Genomic DNA, 21,965 nt, shown 5'->3' on the forward strand with positions numbered 1-21,965 from the left:
CATCCGGCTTTTTTGTAACAAATCCAGACCCTTAGAGGGGTTACTGGCGGAGAAGGGGGCCGGGTGAGGGCGTCAGGCGGCCGTGCATGCGTGTGCGTTCGGCGAAGAAATGGCGACGGATTCGACCGGCGCGTCGAGGCCGAGCAGGGTCGACGCGAGGGCGCGCAGCTGCCGGCCGTCGCTGGTCGAGCAGAAGCGCGGCGGCGCGGCCCGGGTGCCGGCCGGCGCGCGCAGGCCGCGTTCGTCGAGGACGCGCGCGAGCTGGCGGGCGATCGCGTCGCTGGTGTCGACGATCGTCAGGCGGTCGCCGACAAGGTCACGAATCGTTTCCGTGAAGAACGGGTAGTGCGTGCAGCCGAGCACGAGGGTATCGGCGCCGGCATCGAGCATCGGCTGCAGGTAACCGTCGAGCAGCGCGCGCAGCGCGGGCGAGTTCGTGTCGCCGCGTTCGACCGCCTCGACGAGCCCGTGCCCGGGCTGGCAGATGAATCGGCGGCCGGCGCCGTAGCGGTCGAGCAGCGCCTGGAAGCGCGCGCTGGCGAGCGTCGACTGGGTCGCGAGGACGCCCGCGATGCCGCTTGCGGACAAGGCTGCCGCGGGCTTGATGCCCGGTTCGACGCCGACGAGCGGGATCGCGAGACGTTCGCGGATGGCTGCGATCGATTGCGCCGTCGCGGTGTTGCACGCGACGACCAGCGCTTTCGCGCCCTGGCGCGCGAGCCACTCGCCGATCGCCAGCGTGCGCTCCGTGATGAACGCCTCGTCGCGCGGGCCATAGGGCGCGTTGCGCGAATCGGCGACGTAGACGAACGATTCGTCGGGCAGTTGCGCACGCACGGCGCGCAGCACCGACAGGCCGCCCAGCCCGGAATCGAAGACGCCGACGGGCGCGCCCGCGGCGGCCGTCGTGGCGATGACGGAAGGCGTCGACATGCTCAGGCAGTCTGCAATGGCGGGGAAGGGCGGGGAATGCGCTTACTCGGGCGAACCCATCATCGTCTGCTGGTAGTTCTGGATGCCGACCTTGCCGATCAGGTCGATCTGCGTTTCCAGCCAGTCGATGTGCTCTTCGGTGTCGTCGAGGATCTTTTCGAAGATTTCGCGCGACACGTAGTCACGAACCGATTCGCAGTAGGCGATCGCTTCCTTGCAGGTCGCCTGCGAGATCTGCTCGAGCTTCAGGTCGCACTTCAGGATCTCTTCGGTCTCCTCGCCGATGAGCAGCTTGTGCAGGTCCTGCAGGTTCGGCAGGCCGTCGAGCATGAACACGCGCTCGATGAGCCAGTCCGCATGCTTCATCTCGCCGATCGACTCGTCGTATTCGTGCTTGCCGAGCTTCTCGAGACCCCAGTGCTTGTACATGCGCGCATGCAGGAAGTACTGGTTGATCGCCGTCAGCTCGTTCTTCAGCTGGGCGTTCAGATATTCGATGACTTTCTTGTCGCCTTGCATGGCTTGTTTCCTTCTTGATGGTGGGGCTTTAGAACCCGAACGATAATCGCTCGAAAGCGAAATGCCAAGCTTCCCGCGCTCGTCCGAGCGGCCAACGCAGCGGGATGAGAATGAGAAGCAAAAAGGCCGGACAGGTGTCCGGCCTTTCGGGCGTTCGCGCTTACGCTGCGGCGACGGGGATCTTGCCGATCTTCGCCTGCCATTCCTTCGGACCGGTCTGATGGACCGACGTGCCCGACGAATCGACGGCAACCGTCACCGGCATGTCCTGCACGTCGAACTCGTAGATCGCTTCCATGCCGAGGTCTTCGAACGCGAGCACCTTCGCGCCGCGGATCGCCTTCGACACGAGGTACGCCGCACCGCCGACCGCCATCAGGTAGGCCGCCTTGTGCTTCTTGATCGCGTCGATCGCGACCGGGCCGCGTTCGGCCTTGCCGACCATCGAGATGAGGCCCGTCTGCGCGAGCATCGTCTCGGTGAACTTGTCCATCCGCGTGGCCGTCGTCGGGCCGGCCGGGCCGACCACTTCGTCACGCACCGGATCGACCGGGCCGACGTAGTAGATCACGCGGTTCGTGAAGTCGACCGGCAGCTTCTCGCCCTTCGCGAGCATGTCGGCGATGCGCTTGTGCGCGGCGTCGCGGCCGGTGAGCATCTTGCCCGACAGCAGCAGCGTCTGGCCCGGCGTCCAGCTTGCGACTTCTTCCGGCGTCAGCGTGTTCAGGTCGACGCGCTTGCTGGTCTCCGTGTTCGGTTCCCACTGAACCTTCGGCCAAGCGTCGAGCGACGGCGCCTCGAGCTTTGCCGGACCCGAACCGTCGAGCACGAAGTGCGCATGGCGCGTGGCCGCGCAGTTCGGGATCAGCGCGACCGGCTTCGATGCCGCATGCGTCGGTGCGGCCATGATCTTCACGTCGAGCACGGTCGCCAGGCCGCCGAGGCCCTGTGCGCCGATGCCGAGCGCGTTGACCTTCTCGTGCAGCTCGACGCGCAGCTCCTCGACCCAGTCCTTCGGGCCGCGCGCGATGATCTCCTGGATGTCGATCGGCTCCATCAGCGATTCCTTCGCCATCACCATCGCCTTCTCGGCGGTGCCGCCGATGCCGATGCCGAGCATGCCCGGCGGGCACCAGCCCGCGCCCATCGTCGGGACCGTCTTCAGCACCCAGTCGACGATCGAATCCGACGGGTTCAGCATCACGAACTTCGACTTGTTCTCCGAGCCGCCGCCCTTCGCGGCGACCTGCACGTCGACCTTGTCGCCCGGCACGATCTCGTAGTGGATCACCGCCGGCGTGTTGTCCTTCGTGTTCTTGCGGCCGCCTTCGGGCGGATTGACGATCGACGCGCGCAGCACGTTGTCCGGATGCGTGTAGCCGCGGCGCACGCCTTCGTTGATCATGTCGGTGACGCCCATCGTCGCGCCGTCCCAGCGCACGTCCATGCCGACCTTCACGAACACCGTGACGATCCCCGTGTCCTGGCAGATCGGGCGGCGGCCTTCCGCGCACATGCGGCTGTTCGTGAGGATCTGCGCGATCGCGTCCTTCGCGGCCGGGCTTTCCTCGAGCTCGTACGCGCGGCCGAGGGCCTGGATGTAGTCGAGCGGGTGGTAATAGCTGATGTACTGCAGCGAATCCGCGATGCTCTGGATCAGGTCTTCCTGTTTGATGACGGTCATGGCTGAGACTCTGTGAGGACTGTGGGGAATGCGTTGCCGGCGGCATGTTCCGCCGGTTTGCGGGACGCAGCGGCGGGGGCGTGCGTCTCGTGGAAATGCGCGGGATGCGTGTGGGTCGTCAGGCGGTCGACCCACGCCATCACGAGCGCCGACACGAGGAACGACACGTGGATCAGCACCTGCCACATGATCGCGTGGGCGGTGTGCTGGTCCGGGTTGATGAAGGTCTTCAGCAGGTGGATCGACGAGATGCTGATCAGCGCCATCGACAGCTTGACCTTCAGCACGCCCGCGTTCACGTGGTCGAGCCATTCCGGCTCGTCGGGATGCCCCTCGACGCCGAGCCGCGACACGAACGTCTCGTAGCCGCCGACGATCACCATGATCAGCAGGTTCGAGATCATCACCACGTCGATCAGGCCGAGCACCGCGAGCATCACGCCGATCTCGTCGAGGCTCGCCGCGTGCGACAGCAGGTGCCACACCTCGTGCAGGAACAGGAACGCATAGACGCCTTGCGCGACGATCAGGCCGAGATACAGCGGGACCTGGAGCCAGCGGCTCATGAAGATCAGTCTGGGCAGCGGGCGCATGGGGCGGACGACGGGACGGACGGGCGAATGCGGGTCGGTCTGCGGGGCGGACATGATGGCGGAACGGGCGCGTGTATCGGGGGGTAGCAATTCGGAAAAAGCGCGCTATTGTAGCGCGTCGTCCCGCCCGGCTGCAGCGACGCGCCCCGCGGCCCGGCAGGGCGCCGGGGACGGATCAGGGCGTGACGGGCGGAGTGCGTTTCACGCGCAGGCTCGCGAGCACGATGCCGGTGACGACGCACGCGAGCGCGAAGCCGTGCGCGAGCGTCGGCCGCTCGCCGAGGAACGCGATCCCGTAGACGGCCGCGGCGACCGGCAGCACCGCGCTGAACACGCCGGCGAGGCTGCCCGGCACGTGGCGGATGCCCTTCATCCACATCCAGAACGAGAAGATGCTGGCCGACAGCCCGTACCAGACGACGAGCGCCCAGATGCTCGCCGGCACGCTCGCGTAATCGAAATGCCACATCGCGCCCGCGCCGAGCGGCAGCATCAGCAGCAGGCCGAACAGGTGGGTGTACGCGCAAATGTCGATCGGCGCGAGCGTCTGCGTGAGGCGGCGCGACAGGATCACGTAGATCGACTCGCAGCACACCGCGCCGAGCATCAGCAGGTTGCCCGTCAGCGAGCCGGCCGTCGCACTGGTCGCGGTCGCGCCGCCGTTCGCGAAGTTGATCGTCACGACGCCGACGATCGCAAGCGCGATCGACACAAGCGCACGGCCGTTCGGTTTTTCGCGCAGGATCAGCCACGCGAACAGCGCGACGACGGCGGGGATCGTGCTCGTGATGACGCCGGCCGCGACCGCGCTCGTGCGCTGCACGCCGTTCAGCATCAGCAGCGTAAACATGAAGGTGCCGAAGAACGCCTGCAGGAACAGGTTCAGCCATTCGCCGCGCTTGACCGCGCGCATCTTGACCGGACGGAACAGCGGCCACAGCACGCCGATCGCGATCACGAAGCGCAGCGTGGCGAGAATGGCGACGGGAACGAAGACGACGATCGATTTGCCGATGCCGACGTTGCTGCCGACGAGCAGCATCGACACGATGAGGAAAAGTGCGTAGCGATTCAAGCTGGAATCCGTAAGGCGAGTTCAGTTAGGATTGTAGGGTCGTGGTCGTAACAGCGCAAAGCGCGCCGCATGGTGTGCCGCCGGTGGTATCGCCGAATTTGTCCGTTTTTGTCCGTAAGTGACGGGTAAGTTGACGCGCTTATCTTGGAAGCGCCGGGCCACGCGCTTGCCGTCGTGCGAAGTGGTGCGGCGCAGCATCGCGCGCAGCCCCCGGGCCGCGTGCGGGTGAGGTGGGAGACAGCGGCGCGCTTGCGCCGACCAAGACGCGGCGCGCATGACACGCGCCGGCAATCAGAGGATTCATGTTCACCAAGGGGTAGTCGATGTCCACGATTGAATCGGTTCTTCACGAAAGCCGCCAGTTCGAGCCGCCCGAGGCGCTCGTGAAGGCGGCGGCCATTTCCGGCATGCAAGCCTATCGTGCGCTGGCCGACGAGGCCGAGCGTGATTACGAAGGCTTCTGGGCACGCCAGGCCCGCGACACGCTCGCGTGGCACACGCCGTTCACGAAGGTGCTCGACGAGTCCGACGCGCCGTTCTACAAGTGGTTCGACGACGGCGAGCTCAACGCGTCGTACAACTGCCTCGACCGCCACGTCGCGGCCGGCAACGGCGAGCGCGTCGCGGTGATCTTCGAAGCCGACGACGGCGCCGTCACCCGCGTCACCTATGCCGACCTGCTCGCGCGCGTGTCGCGCTTCGCGAACGCGCTGAAGCAGCGCGGCATCGGCCGCGGCGACCGCGTCGTCATCTACATGCCGATGTCGGTCGAGGCGATCGTCGCGATGCAGGCCTGCGCGCGCATCGGCGCGACGCACTCGGTCGTGTTCGGTGGCTTCTCCGCGAAGTCGCTCAACGAACGGCTCGTCGACGTCGGCGCGAGCGCGCTCGTCACCGCCGACGAGCAGCTGCGCGGCGGCAAGACGCTGCCGCTCAAGAGCATCGCCGACGAAGCGCTCGCGATGGGCGGCTGCGACGCCGTGAAGAGCGTGATCGTCTATCGCCGCACCGGCGGCAAGATCGACTGGCATGCGAACCGCGACCTGTGGATGCACGAGCTGACCGCAGGCGTTGCCGATACGTGCGAGCCGGAATGGGTCGGCGCCGAGCATCCGCTGTTCATCCTGTATACGTCGGGCTCGACCGGCAAGCCCAAGGGCGTGCAGCACAGCACCGGCGGCTACCTGCTGTGGGCCGCGCTGACGATGAAATGGGCGTTCGACTGGAAGCCGGAAGACGTGTTCTGGTGCACCGCCGACATCGGCTGGATCACCGGCCACACGTACATCACGTACGGCCCGCTCGCGTGCGGCGCGACGCAGGTCGTGTTCGAGGGCGTGCCGACCTATCCGGACGCCGGCCGCTTCTGGAAGATGATCGCGGATCACCACGTCAGCGTGTTCTACACCGCGCCGACCGCGATCCGTTCGCTGATCAAGGCGGCCGACGCCGACGACAAGGTCCATCCGAAGAGCTACGACCTGTCGAGCCTGCGCATCATCGGCACGGTCGGCGAGCCGATCAACCCGGAAGCGTGGATGTGGTATCACAAGCACGTCGGCCAGGAACGCTGCCCGATCGTCGACACGTGGTGGCAGACCGAGACGGGCGGCCACATGATCTCGCCGCTGCCGGGCGCGACGCCCACCGTGCCGGGCTCGTGCACGCTGCCGCTGCCGGGCATCATGGCGGCCGTCGTCGACGAGACGGGGCAGGACGTGCCGAACGGGCAGGGCGGGATTCTGGTCGTCAAGCGCCCGTGGCCGTCGATGATCCGCACGATCTGGGGCGACCCGGAGCGTTTCAAGAAAAGCTACTACCCCGACGAGCTCGGCGGCCGGCTCTATCTTGCCGGTGACGGCACCGTGCGCGACAAGGGCACCGGCTACTTCACGATCATGGGCCGGATCGACGACGTGCTGAACGTGTCGGGCCACCGGCTCGGCACGATGGAGATCGAGTCGGCGCTGGTCGCGCACGAGCTCGTCGCGGAGGCGGCCGTGGTCGGGCGTCCGGACGAGACGACCGGCGAGGCCGTCGTCGCGTTCGTCGTGCTCAAGCGCGCGCGTCCGGAAGGCGAAGAGGCCGCGAAGCTCGCGAAGGAGCTGCGCGACTGGGTCGGCAAGCAGATCGGGCCGATCGCGAAGCCGAAGGACATCCGCTTCGGCGACAACCTGCCGAAGACGCGCTCCGGCAAGATCATGCGCCGCCTGCTGCGCTCGCTCGCGAAGGGCGAGACGATCACGCAGGACACGTCGACGCTCGAGAACCCCGCGATCCTCGATCAGCTCGCCGAAGTGCGCTGAGCCGGCACACCGGCATGCGCCCCTGCGCGGCAATCCCGATTGCCCGCGCAGGGGCTTTTTGCTACACAAGGGCATGACCGTCCCGTCCCGTCCCGCGCCCGTCGCGCCGCCGCCCGTTCCCGCGCCGCTCGCTCGCGCGCATGCGCGCTACTGGCGCTTCAACGTCGCGCTGATCGCCGTGCTGATGGCGACCGGCTTCGCGGTGTCGTTCATCGTGCCGTTCTTCGCGCCCGCGCTCGCGGGCGTGCGCTTCGTCGGATTCAGCCTGCCGTTCTACGTCGGCGCGCAAGGCGCGATCCTCGTCTATCTCGTGCTGATCGTGATCTACATCGGGCTGATGCAACGCGCCGACCGCATCCTGCGCCGCACGTACGACGAGTACGCGGCGCAGGCCGGCAACACGCGCGGCGGGCGTTGACGGATGCTGACGCGTCGCCTGATCCGTGCGTATGCGCTGTACACGCTCGGCTTTCTCGGGTTCGTGCTGCTGCTGGGCCGGATCGAGCGCGCGGCCGGCTCCGGCGTGTGGATCGGCTACGTGTTCCTGTTCGTGCCGATCGCCGTCTATGCGGTGATCGGGCTGCTGTCGCGCACGTCCGATCTCGTCGAGTACTACGTCGCCGGGCGGCGCGTGCCGTCCGCGTTCAACGGGATGGCGACCGCCGCCGACTGGCTGTCGGCCGCGTCGTTCATCGGCCTCGCCGGATCGCTGTACGCGACCGGCTACGACGCGCTCGCCTACCTGATGGGCTGGACCGGCGGCTTCTGCCTCGTCGCGTTCCTGCTCGCGCCGTACGTGCGCAAGCTTGCCCGCTACACGATTCCCGACTTTCTCGGCACGCGCTTCTCGAGCACCGCGGTGCGCGCGCTCGCGGCGGGCGCGGCGATCCTGTGCTCGTTCGTCTATCTGGTCGCGCAGATCCAGGGCATCGGGCTGATCGCGACGCGCTTCATCGGCGTCGATTTCGCGATCGGCATCTTCTGCGGGCTCGCGGGCATTCTCGTCTGCTCGTTCCTCGGCGGGATGCGCGCGGTGACGTGGACGCAGGTCGCGCAGTACATCATCCTGATCAGCGCGATCCTGATTCCCGTGTCGCTGATCGCGATGAAGAACGGGCTCGGGCCGGTGCCGCAATTCAGCTACGGGCAGTTGATGGAGCGCGTCGCGGCGCGCGAAGCGCAGGTGCGCGATTCGCGCGACGAGCAGCGGGTGCGCGATGCCTATCGCCGGCAGGCCGCGCACATCCAGACGCAGCTCGACCGGCTGCCCGCGTCGTATGCGCAGGAGCGGGGGCGGCTCGTCGACCAGTTGGCCGACCTGCGCCGCCACAACGGGCCGCTGCGCGAGATCAGCCAGCGCGAGCGCGCGCTCGCGGAGTTCCCGCGCGACCCGGCGGCGGCGCGTGTGGTGTGGTCGCAGGCGCGCGACGACCTGCTCGCGCGCGCGGCGCCGCCGGTGCCGATGCACGAGCCGTTTCCGGCGGCGAGCGACGACGAGCGGCGGCCGCGTGAACGGAACTTCCTCGCGCTGCTGCTGTGCCTGTCGCTCGGCACCGCGAGCCTGCCGCACATCCTGACGCGCTACAACACGACGACGTCGGTTGCGTCCGCGCGCCGGTCGGTCGGCTGGACGCTGTTCTTCATCGCGCTGTTCTATCTGAGCGTGCCGGTGCTCGCGGTGATGATCAAGTACGAGATCCTCGCGAACCTCGTCGGGCGGCCGTTCGCGGCGCTGCCGGCGTGGGTCACGCAGTGGCATCATTTCGAGCCGGACCTGATCGGCATCGTCGACGAGATTCGCGACGGCATCGTGCACTGGTCCGAAATCCAGATGCAGCCTGACATGGTCGTGCTGGCCGCGCCGGAAATCGCCGGACTGCCGTACGTCGTGTCGGGGCTGATCGCGGCGGGTGCGCTCGCGGCCGCGCTGTCGACCGCGGACGGCCTGTTGCTGACGATCGCGAACGCGCTGTCGCACGACATCTACTACCACATGGTCGCGCCCGACGCGTCGAGCCAGCGGCGGGTGACGATCTCGAAGGTGCTGCTGCTCGGGGTGGCGCTGTTCGCGTCGTATGTCGCGTCGCTCAATACGGGGAAGATCCTGTTCCTCGTCGGCGCGGCGTTCTCGCTCGCGGCGTCGAGTTTCTTTCCGGTGCTCGTGCTGGGCGTGTTCTGGAAGCGCACGACGACGCGCGGCGCGATCGCCGGGATGGTGACGGGGCTCGTGGTGTGCGTGTATTACATCGTGTCGACGTATCCGTACTTCGCGCAGCTGACCGGCTTCGCCGGGCCGACGTGGTTCGGGATCGAGCCGATCAGCTCGGGCGTGTTCGGCGTGCCGGCGGGGTTTGCGGTCGCGATCGTCGTCAGCCTGCTCGACCGCCGGCCGGACGATTACACGCGCGCGCTCGTCGACTACATTCGCCATCCGTGACGGTTGTGCACGAGGGAGTGGCGGGGCGCGGCAAGAGTTTGCTATACTCTCGCTCTTCCCGGAGAGATGGATGAGTGGTTTAAGTCGCACGCCTGGAAAGCGTGTATAGGTGAAAGCCTATCGGGGGTTCGAATCCCCCTCTCTCCGCCAGAATACCCCTCCAGCATCATTCAAGAAGCGCCGCAAAACCAGGATGAACAAGGTTTTGCGGGGCGCTCAAGCGTTCGCAGGCCTCCAGGAAAAATCGCAAGACTCCAGTTTCCGGGCACTTCGGGAGAGTCTGCGGCGATATCCCGAGCCACCCCGAGTCGACGAACACGGGCGAGTCACGCACGGTTACCGGTGGTTCATCCTATCGAAGCCTCACTGCTGACCGACATCTTTCAGGTCCACGAAGACATTGCCCAGAACCAGGACAGGCGCAGGCTGCCGCGTAAGGCCGGAAAGGATCGTCAGGTCGAACCTCAGTACGGCCCGGTTACCGGAAGCCTGGTTCCTGTCCTTCCACGCCTGATATTTGCCCGAAAGAATTTCGATCAGTCGTTCCAGGCCGATCTGCCCGGCGTCGGGCGTGCCGCCGATGCGGATCGCCTGCTGCGGCAGGTGGTACACCGGCAGCCGTATCGGGCTGAGTGCGTCATTGGTGGCGTACTCATAGAAGAACGTCACCTGGATCAACTGCTCCTGTAGAGCGGTGTCGGCGAACAGGGCATCGAACAGCGCCTGCAGATGTCCGCTGAGGCTGCGCTTGACGTGCTTGCCGTTGTTACCTTGTCCGATCAGGGACATGTCGATGGCGGCGTCCGGCGCGTTGGTCGGATGCAGGGGGCCGGTGAATTTCACGTCCGGCGTGCTATAGACGAACGGATCTGCCGTCGCCCGACCACCGAAGGACTCGTTGCGCGTCAGGTGGAGTTCGCTGAGCGCGTCCTGGCGCACCAAGATGTCCAGCGCAGGAAGCTCGACCTGACGGTCGGGGATCGCAGCGCCTGTCTCCACGTCCAAATAGTGACCATCCTTCGTGTACAGGTAGCTGAAGACGTCGTCCTCGTCGCCCTGGCGCTCGGCCCGGTAACCCTCGATGTTGACCACCGGTGCGCCGATCCCCGCAGGCGGCTTGCCCGCGATGGTGATCATGAGCGCGTCGACCGGCCCCTGTCCGCCGGCTTCGACGCTCCGGCTGCTCTCGGAAACGATGAACGCGTAGGGCAGGTCAGGGGACGGTGCATCCTGGGTCCCGGCTTCCGCGAGGGTCTGCAGCGCCCTCGCGTGCAGCGAGGCCGCGCGCCGAATCGTGGGGACCTGTGCGCTTTGCGCGGCGCGGGCGACGAGTTGCACCGCCGAGTCGAGAGCCGTCTGCGCGTTCTTGAGCTGGATCTTGTCCGTGGTTGCCTCGGTGATGGTGGCGAGGTAGATATTGAGATCCTTTTCCACGGCGGGATAGACCGTGATGAATTCACCCAGGTCGTCGAAGAGGTCCCTGGTTTCCGCGAAATTCCTCGCGGACAGGCTGTCCTTGATGTTGAACGTGACGGCGCAGTGGATGCGATCCTGCAGGCGATGCTGCTGCAGGCTGTAGGTGAAACCGTAGTTCCACTGCTTGGCCTGCCTGATCAGTGCATCCACATCGGTGTCGCCGTCCGCCGGCTTCCGGCCCGTCTGCAGGCTCTGCTGCTGCACCATGACGGGAATCTGCGGGTATTCGCGTAGCACCAGCGGAACGTTGAAACTCCCCAGCGCCTGGTCGAGCGGCCAGTCGCCCGGCGTGGCGTCGGTGGGCAGGTTGAGGAAACTCAGCCAGCTGGAGGCGAGATAGCCGTTGTCATTGCCGTCGCTGATGCCGGGGACTTCGCCGATCTGGTGTTCGATGTAGCGGCCCTGGTACACCACGTCGAGAGGAATGGTGTCGGCGGTGCGCGTACCATGTTCGCTGGTGCTGACCATGAAGGTGAGATTGGCGGGGGCGTCGCGCTTCGTGGTCCGCAGGTCGAGCTTGGGTGTGGTGAGGGAGACATTCTTCTCCGCTTCGACGCCCGACCGGTCGGCCGCCGGAGCGATCGTGCCGTACAGCCGCGGCACGTGAGGATAGCGTTGCGCGATGTCGGCATTGACGTCGACCGAAAACTGCACGGCGGCAGCGACGTTGAAGCCGTTGGCGAGGCGGTCGAGCATCATCTGCCGGAAGCCGTCCTGGGCGTCGCCGGTCGCTGCCGCATCCGGGTTTTGGTCCTTGAAGACCGCAATCATCAATGTTTTCAGTCCCGCGGCCAGATGCTCCTTGGCGTCGAGCAGCGCCTGCAGCAGCCGGGTATCGCACTTGTTGTCGAGGATCAGCGCCGGGCTGACGAAGCGCGGGCTCAGCAGGGCATCCACCTGGGACAGGAACTGCAACAGCCAGCGGTCCGCGTCCATGTCGGTGAAGGAGACCATGCGCGTGGGGGTGTCGAAATCGATTCCCGTGCCGGTCGTATAGCCGTAGATCCGCACGGCGCGGGACACGAGCTGGTTGGACAACGGGCGCGGCGCGTACTGGACCGGCTGCGAGGGGTTGCGCACACGGTAGGAAATGGCCTCTGCGGGCGCCTTCCCGTTCGTCGTGCCCAAGCGCGTGATCCACACCCGCTGCTTGGCCTGTGCCTCGGGCGGCGCGGCACGGTCGGTGCCCACGCAGGCCTGGTACGCATAGGCGCCAAGGCCGGCGAGCGCACGGGTGAGGTCTTGGGCGAACTGCGTGAGACTGCGCGTGTCGGCCGGATTGTTGTAGTTCTCGAGGTTGCCCGTATACGGAGACACCGCGGTACGCACCGATCCGATGCCCGGCACGTTGCGCAGCGCCCCCGCCACAAGGTCTGCACGGCGGGAGATGACGAAGTCCATGCTCAGCTCGAAGAGCAGCGCCGGATTGAGACGGGCCGTGTCCACGGGCACGACCAGATCGAGTGGCGCGGGCGGCGTCGCGCTCTGGTCGCCATTGGCGCGCTGATGCAGGAACGCTTGCACCTGGTACGCCCAGTTGGTGATGGCGCCGGCCTGTGCGTCGGTAAGTTCGGGAGGCGCGCCGGTCAATAGCGTGCTTTCCACCTCCATGCCGATACCGTTGGGGTCCTGAAGCTGGTAGTGGATGACCTGATAGGTATGCAGATCCCGAGCGGCGTTTTCCTTCCACGCGTCGTCGCCAGTGCCGTTCTGCGGATCGTACGGCTTGTAGCGGTTGTAGTCGAAGGCGAACACGAATGCGATCCCGACCGGCGTGCCGTTTCCGCCGGCGAGCTGGTAGGCGACGGAGACGGCTGGCCATTGGCCCGGACCCAGCAGGGCATCGGTGTACCCGGTGATGGCCGGCGGACGATTCAGCGGTGCGGCATCCCCTTTTTGTGGGGCGCTGAGCTGACTGACCATGGTGTTGCCGTACAGGTCGTACCAGGCGAAATCGGTCTGCAGCAGGCCGCCCACGCCGGCGTAGGGGCTCACGTCGCTCTCGGCGGCGCCCAGGGCGAGGGTGGGTTGTTCCTTGGCAAGACCGTTGTACGGAATGGACTGGGTGTAGTCCCAGTTCTCGCCGGCCTCGAGCAGGCCGGGCGCCCTGACTTTTTCGAACAAGGCCATGCCGTCGTCGCTGTTGGCGGGCCCTGCGGGCAGCCCCATGTTGGAAGCGCGGAAATCGACCGTTTCCACGGTGGCGTAGCCGAGCATGTTGAAGACGTGCTGCAGGTAGATCTGCGCGTAGTCGCCGGTGGGCCGATCGGGAATCTCGGGCGGCACGGCGCGCATCAGGTCGTAGGCGACGACACCGACCCGATTGCCGGCGCTGCGGTGAATCGGCCCGGTGGAGAAGTCCAGCGTGGCGCCCGCGGCCAGGATATCCACGCGGTCGGCGTTGGCGGCGGCGAGCGCCTGCAACGGCACGCGATAGTAATTCGACAGCGACACGAGCGTGTCGCCGCCATGGCTCGCGCCGACCTTGACGATGATCCGCGGCAAGCGAATGGCCACGAGAGGCGGCAGCACTGGAGGCCAGGTGCCGATCCTGGGATTGGCCTGGCGAATCTGCGCGGCGGTGACGCCGAACCAGGCGGCGATGGCGTCGAGATCGCCACCGGGGGCCTCGCCTTGGGGCGGCACCTGGTACAGACCGTTCTCGATCACGATCTCGGCGCCCGAGCGCAGCCGCGTATCCGGGTTGGCGCCGTTGAGCAGGTTCTCCATGACGATGCCGGGGGCATCGGTGAAATAGGCGCTCGCGATTTCGCCCAGACTTTGCCCTTCTTCCGGCAGCAGGGCCGTGACCGGACGGGCGACCGCCTGCGCATACACCTGGTCCTGACCGCTGTCGGTGGCTTCGTCGGTGACCACGCAATTGACGTAGTCGGGCAGTTCCAGCCAGCCCTGTTGCGTATCGCCCTTCGCCTGGTACAGCGCGAGCACGGCGACCTCGGCCTCGCCCTGGTCGTTGAAAATGGCGTCGGGCAGGCCCTGATCCTCGGCGATGGCGTCGAAGTACAGGAAGAAGCCGCCGGCGCGGGTAATGCTCGCTTCCCACAGCAGACGCAGGAACATCCCCGGAGCATTGAGCAACCCCGGGTTGACCCGCTCGGAACGGGCGGCGGTCAGAACGGCGCCGCTGGGTGGGCGAGTGACCGTGGAGAGGTTGACCTGCGAAATGCCGAACACGGTATCCGGGCGGGCATAGGACCGCAGCGCGGGCTGACCGCTCGTGCCGCCCTGCGGGAACAGCAGGTCGACGGCGAAATAGGCCGCATCCGACGAGACGCCGCTCAGGATGCGCTCCAGCATGAGGATATCCGTGGTGCCCGCCCCCAGGATCTCGTAGGTGCGCTCCGTCGACGGACTGGTGGCGACCGGGGGCACCCGCTTGATCCTGAAGCGCACGATGCTGCCGAAGCCGACGTTGCGAATCTGGCGGACCGCCATCTGGCCGGTGGCTTCGTCGTAGCGCCCGATGTCGATCCTGAAAGCCGGCGCGACGGCGCGGGATGCCCCCGGAAGTGATGCCATTGCCGGCGAAAGCCCCCAGATGTTCAGCGCCGGAACCTGCGGTGCGGGAGCAAGGGAGACGGGCAACGGAACCGGTCCGCCGGACTGCCAGACGGTCTGGCTTTCGAACGCGTAACTGGCCAGATGCAGTTCGCTCTCGGCCCCCGGGCCGAGCAGCGAGGTGTTCGTGAACAGGCGATTGCGGGAGGCATAGTCGACGACGCTCCTGACGCGGGCCAGGTCGTCCGCGTTGCTCAGCTCGAAGGTGAGCGACGGTGCCGAGCCTGCCTGTGCCGCCTGCGTGTTCCGTGTCTGCTGGTCGGTGGTGAAGCGCAGCCAATTGCTTCCGTTGGCGGCGCTCACCGTGAAATTGAACACGTCGCCGTCGGTCAGGGCCGGCAGGGCGATTTCCTGGCCGACGAGGGCGAACAGGCCGATTTCAGCGGGCAGCGTCAGGTTCGGGCTGGTTCCCGAGACGAAGATGCCCGGCTGCCTGGGGGTGACGCCGTTCGTCGGCACGCGCAGTCCGTGCAGGTAGTAGCGCGAGGCCATGCTGCCCAGATGCTGCACCGCCAGGGTGCGCACCGCCTCGTCCAGCAGGTCGCCGACCCGGTACTGGGTCAGGTGGGGCACGTCCAGGTAGGGCTCGGCGGAGGCGTCGAACAGGCCCGGGATGCCGGTCACGTTGCGCGCAACGCCGCTCAGGTCGTCCAGGGTGATCGAGAAACGCGCCGCGACGGCGTTGAGGTTGTCGCCCTCGACGCTCTGGTATTCGAAAGCCGGCAGCGACAGGGTGGCCAGCGGGATCAGCAGATCCTTGAGGGTGACGACGTTGGAATGCGTCAGCATTGCATCGGGCGCGACCTGGAAGACCTCGACGGCGATGCGTTCGAGACTGTCGTCGGGCTGCACGCGGTAGTCCGGCTTGCCGGGGTAGGTGACGACCGCGCCGGGCTGCAGCAGCGACTTCGCCGCGAGGTTTGCGCCTGCCAGGGACTTGCCGTCGAACAGCGGTTGACCCGCGGCATTGCGGAACACGGTCAGGGCGGCGATGTCGCTGAAGCCCAGGCCCGCCGGCGTGGTGAAGGTCGATCCCTGGATGCCGAGGCGGCTGCCCTTGGTCAGCGGATGGCGCGGATTGGCCGCGAACAGGTCCGCCGCCGTAATCGCGGCATCCCCGCTCAACCGGCCGGTCGTGTTGATGGTGTCGACGATGTCGGCGATGCTCTGGCCTGTCCGCAGCACGTACTGGAAGTTGCGCAGCCCGCTGCGCAGGCTGTCCACCATCTGCCGGCCGATCAACGTGAAATAGTCCTGGAATACGAAGCTGGCGACCGCGGGGCCGCTGTCGCCGGCCAGATCGAACTTCACGGCCGCGTTCGCGCCTTCCTGCTGGACCGACACGGCCAGTTCCTGGAAGTATTTGCGCAGCCACTGGGCGTAGTCCGGACTCGTGGCGTTGTAGTTCGCGAGGAGGTAGTCGATTCCCGGATAGTCGTTCCCGTAGGCCGGAACCTTGATGTTCAGCCAGGGGGCGGCGGGGAAGAACACGGCGTCGGCTTCACCCGCCTGCACCTGCAGCTTGAAGTCGATGCTGAACTGGGCATTGAGGAAATCGTTGATGTCGCCGGCCGGGATGGGACTGGTGTTCCGCGCATTGCCCAGGTAGTCGTAGATCCCGCTCAGGAACACGTCGCTGACGACCAGGTCGTCCACCGCAGCCGCGGTCATGTCCGCGGACTGGCCCGCGGCGATGAGCCAGCGGGTGACCTGCAGGGTCAAGGTCTTGAAGGGGTCGTCGCCCTGCTGGAGCGTCAGCCTGCGCTGGTGGACCTCGGTGGCATTGGCGCCGGAGACAGGCGGTTGCGTGGCGATGAAGAACGACAGCACGTAGGCGGCGAACTGCTTCGACAGATCGCCGCTTGCCTGGGCCGCATCGCCTGCGACGGTCAGCGCCGGAGCGAAATAGCCCTGCAGCCCCACGGGGGCGGCGGCGCCGCGCAGCCGGCTCCAGACCGGCGCGTACGTCGTCGATTGCAAGAGCCCCATGCGCTCCTGATAGGCGCGCAGCCGCGCCTGCATCCGCCGCAGCCGCAACTGGCCGCGGTCTGTCTCCAGCGTGTTCCAGGGAGCCCTGCCGCTGTTGGCGATGACGAAGGTGGCCTTGACCGTGGCCGAAAACGAGAAACTGATGCTGATCTTGAACAGGCCCAGGTTGATCTTGACCGACACGCGCACGCTGACGCCGGCCGAAACGGAAATCGGGATGTCCCGGTAGGACATGTAGACGATGCTGGCCATGGCCTTGACCGTGATGTCCACGTTGGCCTGCACGATGGCGAAATTGATGGTGCCGTAAAGCCTGCCGAGGATGCCGAAGGTGCCGCTGATGGCGAAATAGTAGGAATCCTGAACCTGGTTCTTGCTGACGGGAAGATTGCTGCCGTCGTAGTAGTGCCACTGGGCAATCACGCCCTGGATGATGCCGAAGGCGGTGATGGAGAAACCCGCCTCCAGGATGCCGACGGAGACGGATTTGCCGACGCCGAGCTGGGCGCCGAAGCCGACCACGATGACGGGGTTGAACCAGCCGTTGCTCGCCTGCGGGACATCGCTGCTGGTTTCGCTGGACAGCTTGCCGAAGTAGAAGCCCGCCGAGCCGAGCAGGGGGATGCCCGGGTAGACGATCGCTTCGATGGTGAAGGAAACCGAGAAGTCCTCGTTGTACGGGAACCCCACGTCGACCTTGAAATCGCCGTTGGTGAATATCTCGATGCCGAATTCCGGCAGCGTGATGGTGAAGGTGCCGAAATCCAGCCGCCGCATGGCGGTGGGCAGGCTGAGGCGGGAGGAATAGACGCCCACGGTGTCCGACACCTGGCGGTACATGATCTCGAAGGCCAGTCCGGCCAGGATCTTCGCGGCCGGCCCGGCCAACGCGACGCGCAGCGCATAGAGCTTCGGATCGTTGAAGACGATGGACAGGTCGAGGAAGTACTCCGGCTTGGCTTGCTCCAGGACGATCAGTTCCCTGCCCGTCGGCAGCGGCATGCCGATGGGCAGCCGTGCGCGCAGGGACGCATCGTTCGCCGCCGCTTTGCCTTGCTGCGCGCCATCTTCCACCTTGAGGACACCGAAGTTGGTGGCGATCAGCCAGGAGCTGCCGGCGTCGAAGTAGGGCTGGCCCGGACCGCCCACGGGAATGGCATCCGGCGCGTTGTTGGGCAGATCGCGCAACTTCGCGACGAGCTTTTCGACCGTATCCAGCTGGGCCAGGCCGCCGATGCTCACCCGCTGCCCCAGCGCGAGCAGGCGCAGGTCGAGGTACTTGTTGCCGCCGCCCGGAGGGGCCGGCGTCTGCTCCGGCTTGGTGGCGTCCCAGGTGAGCCGCTGGTCGCCGTTCGCGGCGACGTCGAACCGGACGCCCTCCTGAGGCTTCACGTCCCACATGAAGCTGCCCTCGAGGCTGACGTTGACCTTGCGGTCCCGGGTGCTCTGCGAATCGTAGTTGACGCCGATGGACTTGATGGTCGCGAAGCCCAGGTTGATGGGACCGATGTTGACCTTGAAGGTGACCTGGTTGGTGCTGAAGTCCCATTGCAGCGCGAAGGCGCTCAACGGGATGTGGTTCAGCAGGTTCCAGGGCGCGCCCAGGCCGAACTCGGTCCGGGTGGCCCAGGAGATCAGCATTTCGACCATCTCGCCCAGGCTCTTGTCTGCCAGGGTGAAGGTGGCGATCCAGTGTTTCTGCGGATCGGCGGCAACCGCCATGAGGACATCCGCATCGGGGCGCACCACACCCACGCCGGGCAGGCTCAGATGGGCCGCATCGGGCGCCTTTTCCTCGACCGTCACGCTCAGGACGCCCCAGGTCAGGCCGAAGCTCCTGGCGTCGGGGGAAAAGTTGAAGAAAACCGTGGCGGGAATGTTGTTGAAATAGATGTTGAGGCCGATCTTGCCGAACAGGCCGGGCTCGCCCGCCAGCAGTTGCTCGGCGGCCAGGAGCCTCCAGCCGTTGAGCGGCTGGCCCGGCACCGTCGAGCCGGGCAGCGCGCCCGGTCCGTCGGCGGCCAGCGTCATCTCCCTGTGAGCGTATCGAAAGGACTGGATGCCCGAATCATTTCCGAGTTGCAGCAGCTCGCGGCTGGCCGGCTTGCCGGACGACGGCCCGTTGTAGCCCAGCAGCACGTTGGCGCCGATCGGCGGCAGGCCGGGAAGGAACGGGATTTGCCAGGGCTCGGCGGTGCGGCCGGAAAACTGCCAGGACGACGTGCCGGTTTGCAGGGTGATGCTCAGGTCGGCGAAACCCAGGCCCTTCACCTGGTCGGCGACCCAGTTGGGGCCGAAATAGCGCGCCAGCAGCTTGTCCAGATAGACCCCGTTGCCCGACTGGGTCGCGCTGAAGGTCCAGCCGAGCGTGCTCCCCCGATACTGCGCGCCGATGTCGAGGGGAATCTCGCTGTCGGGATCGCTGTCGGACTGGAACAGGATCACCTTGGCGCCGATGCCGCCCAGCGTGTTCCCGGACTCGCGGGCGAGGTTGAAGTTCAGCCCCTCGAGCGTGAATACCGGGTTGTCGGCCGAAGGGAACTTGAAATCGGTGTTCATGTTCATGCCCGACGACAGGTTTCCGTTGCCGTAGGTGTAGCTGAAATTGAAGTCCGTGATGACGGGAGAGAGGCCCGTGGGCAGCGGCGTGCCGGGGATGAACTGGTTGATGAGGTCGAGGACGTTGATCTGGCCGGAGACGAGATTGCCTTCGAAGTTGAGGGTGGGCACGACGGCGGCGAGCTGCACGATGGCCGGTTGCGCAGGAGCGTCCGTGTGGATGCCGGGCAGTGCAGGCGCGACGCCGCGACCGTTGCCGCCGATCGCGAATTCACCCTGGATGGTGGAAACCCACTTGCGTTCCTTGAGGCTGGCCGGGTTGTTGATCGTGGTCTGGATGGTCAGGTCCTGGAGCGCGATGTTGCCGAACAGCGGCACGGACTGGCTCGTCTTCATCGTGAACGCGAGGTAGCCCACGCGGTTGTTCGCGAAGTCGTACTGCAGTTCCAGTTGCGACAGTCCCACGTCGGCCAGCACATTGAACGGCGGGGGAAGCACCTGCACCAGGTTGATGCCGCCGGCCAGCGAGTAGAACAGGTCGATGCCGGGGCGCTTGCCGTCGGGAAAGTCGGCCTGGAACAACCAGGTGTTTTCCTCGCCGGGCAACTGCAGGGCGAAATCGAAGCCGGTGGGACCCGCCTGCAGACTGCCGCCGATCGCTCCCACGGAAGGGATGCTGGCGTTGGACAGCGTGAACTGGACATAGGGGCCGGAGAAGACGATCCAGGGCGCGGCGTCGATTGACCAGTTCTGCGCGGCGGTGAAGGTCGCCACGGCCATGACCTTGTTCTCCGGCGCGGTGTACGCGACGTCCACCTTGGTAGGCAGGCCGAAGAAACTGGTGGCGCCGCTCAACTTGATGCGCTGGATGTCGCCTTCGTTCGGCTCGCGGTCGAGCGAGCCGACCTTGACGGTCAGCGCACCCGCCTGTCCCGTTACGGCACGTACCAGTGCGCCCAGGATCTGCGCGATGAGCCCGTCGTCGTAGAGCGTGGGGGCGGCAAGATCGAGGGTCTCGTTGCCCGAAGCCTCGATGGCGTTCCGCAGGTTGGCATGGAGCTGGTCGAGCGTCAGCGCGCCACCGTCCTCGAGCAGCGTGTAGACCGGCTCGCGCCCGAGGCGCAGCGCCTGTTCCCGGGCGCGCCCGTTGATGACGTAGTTCAGGTAATTGATGCCCAGGTTCAGCTTGTCGTTGGCGGGGGCGTGATAGAAGTCGCGGATTTGCCGGAAATACCGGTGGTATTCACCGTTTTGGGCTTCGCCGCGCCACGTGCGCACGAATTGCCCGATGACCGCCGGTGGCGCCATGCCGGCGACCGGCCACGCGCTCAGGTCCAGATGAATCTGATTCGCGATGTTCTGCAGGCGTGTGGGCAACTGGCCGGCGGCCTCGGGGTAGCCCAAGGTGGTGGTGGGGTACTGGATATCGTTGGTGCCGGGACGCGCGACGTGGAAATAGGGGCGACCCAGGTTGAGCGCCAGGTTGGCCGTGTTTTGCCCCTCGAAAACGCTGGGCAGGGTGTTGTTCGCGAAGACGTCGTTGAACACGGGCTGGGGCACGATGCCCAACTGGATGAAGTGCACCCGGTCGTTGTGGCCGCGTATCGGTTTGACGAAATTCTGCACCGCCTGCAGCGTTACGTTCTGCCAAAGGAAGTCGCTGCGATGGTTTGCGTTCAGGCTCAGCAAGTATTTGCGCCTGGCGTTGTATGCCCGGATGCCGGAATTGGTGACGTCGTCGACGTCGATTCGGTCCGTGCCCTTGACCTTGGGCAGGTAGATGTTCTCGGAAGATGTCGCGCTGCCATCCAGGAGCGCAATGACGTACGGAAAACCGTTGTTGTCGGCACTCGCGGGCGGGTCGTAGGTATCCAGGTTGACGATGACGATCGGACGCGCATTCTGCGCCGGAGCGTTTCCCTCGAACTGCGAATCCAGATAGCCGGCGACGAGTTGCACGATTCGCTCGCTGGCCGGCCTTCCCATTTCGCAGAACGCCGGCGCGCGGATACCGTAGACCGGCACCAGGTCGAAATCGTTGAGCTGCGCGTCGTCAGTGAGCCACTGCAGGATCTGCGCGCGAGTTCCCGCTTCGCCGCCCGCCCCGATATAGGTCTGCCATTGATTCGCGGTCAGCGGCTGGACGTCCTGGAAAAAGGCCCGCTGGGCGTAACCCGCTCGTCCCAGCACGTTCTGCAGTTGCAGGTCGATGGACGGCCAGTTCGGATTGTCGAACTGGATCTCGTTGGGCTGGGCCCAGCGATAAGGTTGCAGCAGCAGAAAGTAGCGGGTGCGCATCCGCACGCCCAGGTCGTTCCGGTCGTCGGCGCCGCCGGTAAAGCCCAGGTTGACCACGGGATCCCCGTCGCCGGGAAGGTTCGCCGCCAGTTGCAGCGTGGCGTTGCCAAGGTGTCCGGTATTGCCGTTCCAGCCGGCGTCGGGCAACAGCTGTTCCCTGATCTTGGCCAGGGTGGGGGCGTCGCCCGTGTAGCGGATCTCGATGGTTCCGCCGTATTCAAAGCCTGCAATGGGCGCGGCGTCGACGGCATCGGTCAGGCGGCGGACGATGTTGATCGACGAGACCTGATGGCCGAAGCCCTTGGTTCCGTCCACGAATACGCGTACCCGCGGATTGTCGACGTGGTTGTTGAGGTAGGTGCGGAACGCCGTCAGCCCGGCATCGACGTTGTTCGAACGGAAACGGGACAGTACGTCGTAGAAGGCGGAATAAAACGTGCTGGGCCATGTCTGAGCCATGATGCTTCCCTCATCGGCGATCACCGCCGTGGTCTTTGTTCGTGCCGACGGCGAATGC

9 protein-coding genes and 1 tRNA gene are annotated in these 21,965 nt (G+C 66.1%); 4 read left to right on the forward strand and 6 right to left on the reverse strand.

The window, feature by feature from the left end; genetic code table 11:
* Positions 1-72: 72 nt before the first annotated feature.
* From murI to HWX31_RS31455, 5 genes are all read right to left on the reverse strand, one after another.
* Positions 73-933, reverse strand: coding sequence for a glutamate racemase (gene murI, locus HWX31_RS31435; protein ID WP_174965006.1), 861 nt, complete (start codon positions 931-933; stop codon positions 73-75).
* Between the two features lie 42 nt (positions 934-975).
* Positions 976-1,452, reverse strand: a complete 477-nt coding sequence (gene bfr / locus HWX31_RS31440) for a bacterioferritin (RefSeq protein ID WP_059617493.1) — start codon at positions 1,450-1,452, stop codon at positions 976-978.
* Between the two features lie 160 nt (positions 1,453-1,612).
* Positions 1,613-3,136, reverse strand: a complete 1,524-nt coding sequence (locus HWX31_RS31445) for a fumarate hydratase (protein ID WP_059633599.1) — start codon at positions 3,134-3,136, stop codon at positions 1,613-1,615.
* Positions 3,133-3,783, reverse strand: a complete 651-nt coding sequence (locus HWX31_RS31450) for a TIGR00645 family protein (protein ID WP_059617488.1) — start codon at positions 3,781-3,783, stop codon at positions 3,133-3,135. The genes HWX31_RS31445 and HWX31_RS31450 overlap by 4 nt, the downstream gene beginning before the upstream one ends.
* Positions 3,784-3,904: 121 nt before the next feature.
* On the reverse strand, positions 3,905-4,804 hold the full coding sequence (locus HWX31_RS31455) for a DMT family transporter (RefSeq protein ID WP_174965005.1): 900 nt from the start codon (positions 4,802-4,804) through the stop codon (positions 3,905-3,907).
* Positions 4,805-5,127: 323 nt separating this feature from the next.
* On the opposite strand from HWX31_RS31455, the gene acs reads away from it, so the two are divergent.
* The 4 genes from acs (at position 5,128) to HWX31_RS31475 (ending at position 9,697) form a co-directional block, all read left to right on the forward strand.
* Positions 5,128-7,110 (forward strand): acetate--CoA ligase, encoded by a 1,983-nt coding sequence (acs, locus tag HWX31_RS31460; protein WP_174965004.1) that lies wholly within the window; start codon positions 5,128-5,130, stop codon positions 7,108-7,110.
* A 73-nt stretch (positions 7,111-7,183) separates the two neighbouring features.
* Positions 7,184-7,528 carry a DUF4212 domain-containing protein gene (locus tag HWX31_RS31465; RefSeq protein ID WP_059617482.1) on the forward strand — a complete coding sequence of 115 codons (345 nt, stop codon included), beginning with the start codon at positions 7,184-7,186 and terminating at the stop codon, positions 7,526-7,528.
* Between the two features lie 3 nt (positions 7,529-7,531).
* Positions 7,532-9,547: a sodium:solute symporter family protein gene (locus HWX31_RS31470; protein ID WP_174965003.1), complete on the forward strand. Its 2,016-nt coding sequence runs from the start codon at positions 7,532-7,534 to the stop codon at positions 9,545-9,547.
* 60 nt (positions 9,548-9,607) lie between these two features.
* Positions 9,608-9,697: transfer RNA gene (locus HWX31_RS31475), tRNA-Ser, on the forward strand.
* 213 nt (positions 9,698-9,910) lie between these two features.
* On the opposite strand, the gene HWX31_RS31480 is transcribed toward HWX31_RS31475, so the two are convergent.
* The gene (locus HWX31_RS31480) at positions 9,911-21,907 is read right to left on the reverse strand and encodes a hypothetical protein (protein WP_174965002.1); all 11,997 of its coding nucleotides are present in this window, start codon (positions 21,905-21,907) and stop codon (positions 9,911-9,913) included.
* Positions 21,908-21,965 lie beyond the last annotated feature (58 nt).

It is taken from the genome of Burkholderia ubonensis, from assembly GCF_902833085.1.
Lineage (GTDB): Bacteria > Pseudomonadota > Gammaproteobacteria > Burkholderiales > Burkholderiaceae > Burkholderia > Burkholderia ubonensis.

Bases quoted from the DNA above. Each gene is read 5' to 3' on its own strand.
- HWX31_RS31450 (WP_059617488.1), bottom strand. From the start codon at position 3,783: ATGTCCGCCCCGCAGACCGACCCGCATTCGCCCGTCCGTCCCGTCGTC.
- bfr (WP_059617493.1), bottom strand. From the start codon at position 1,452: ATGCAAGGCGACAAGAAAGTCATCGAATATCTGAACGCCCAGCTGAAG.
- HWX31_RS31445 (WP_059633599.1), bottom strand. From the start codon at position 3,136: ATGACCGTCATCAAACAGGAAGACCTGATCCAGAGCATCGCGGATTCG.
- HWX31_RS31470 (WP_174965003.1), top strand. From the start codon at position 7,532: ATGCTGACGCGTCGCCTGATCCGTGCGTATGCGCTGTACACGCTCGGC.
- acs (WP_174965004.1), top strand. From the start codon at position 5,128: ATGTCCACGATTGAATCGGTTCTTCACGAAAGCCGCCAGTTCGAGCCG.
- murI (WP_174965006.1), bottom strand. From the start codon at position 933: ATGTCGACGCCTTCCGTCATCGCCACGACGGCCGCCGCGGGCGCGCCC.
- HWX31_RS31480 (WP_174965002.1), bottom strand. From the start codon at position 21,907: ATGGCTCAGACATGGCCCAGCACGTTTTATTCCGCCTTCTACGACGTA.
- HWX31_RS31465 (WP_059617482.1), top strand. From the start codon at position 7,184: ATGACCGTCCCGTCCCGTCCCGCGCCCGTCGCGCCGCCGCCCGTTCCC.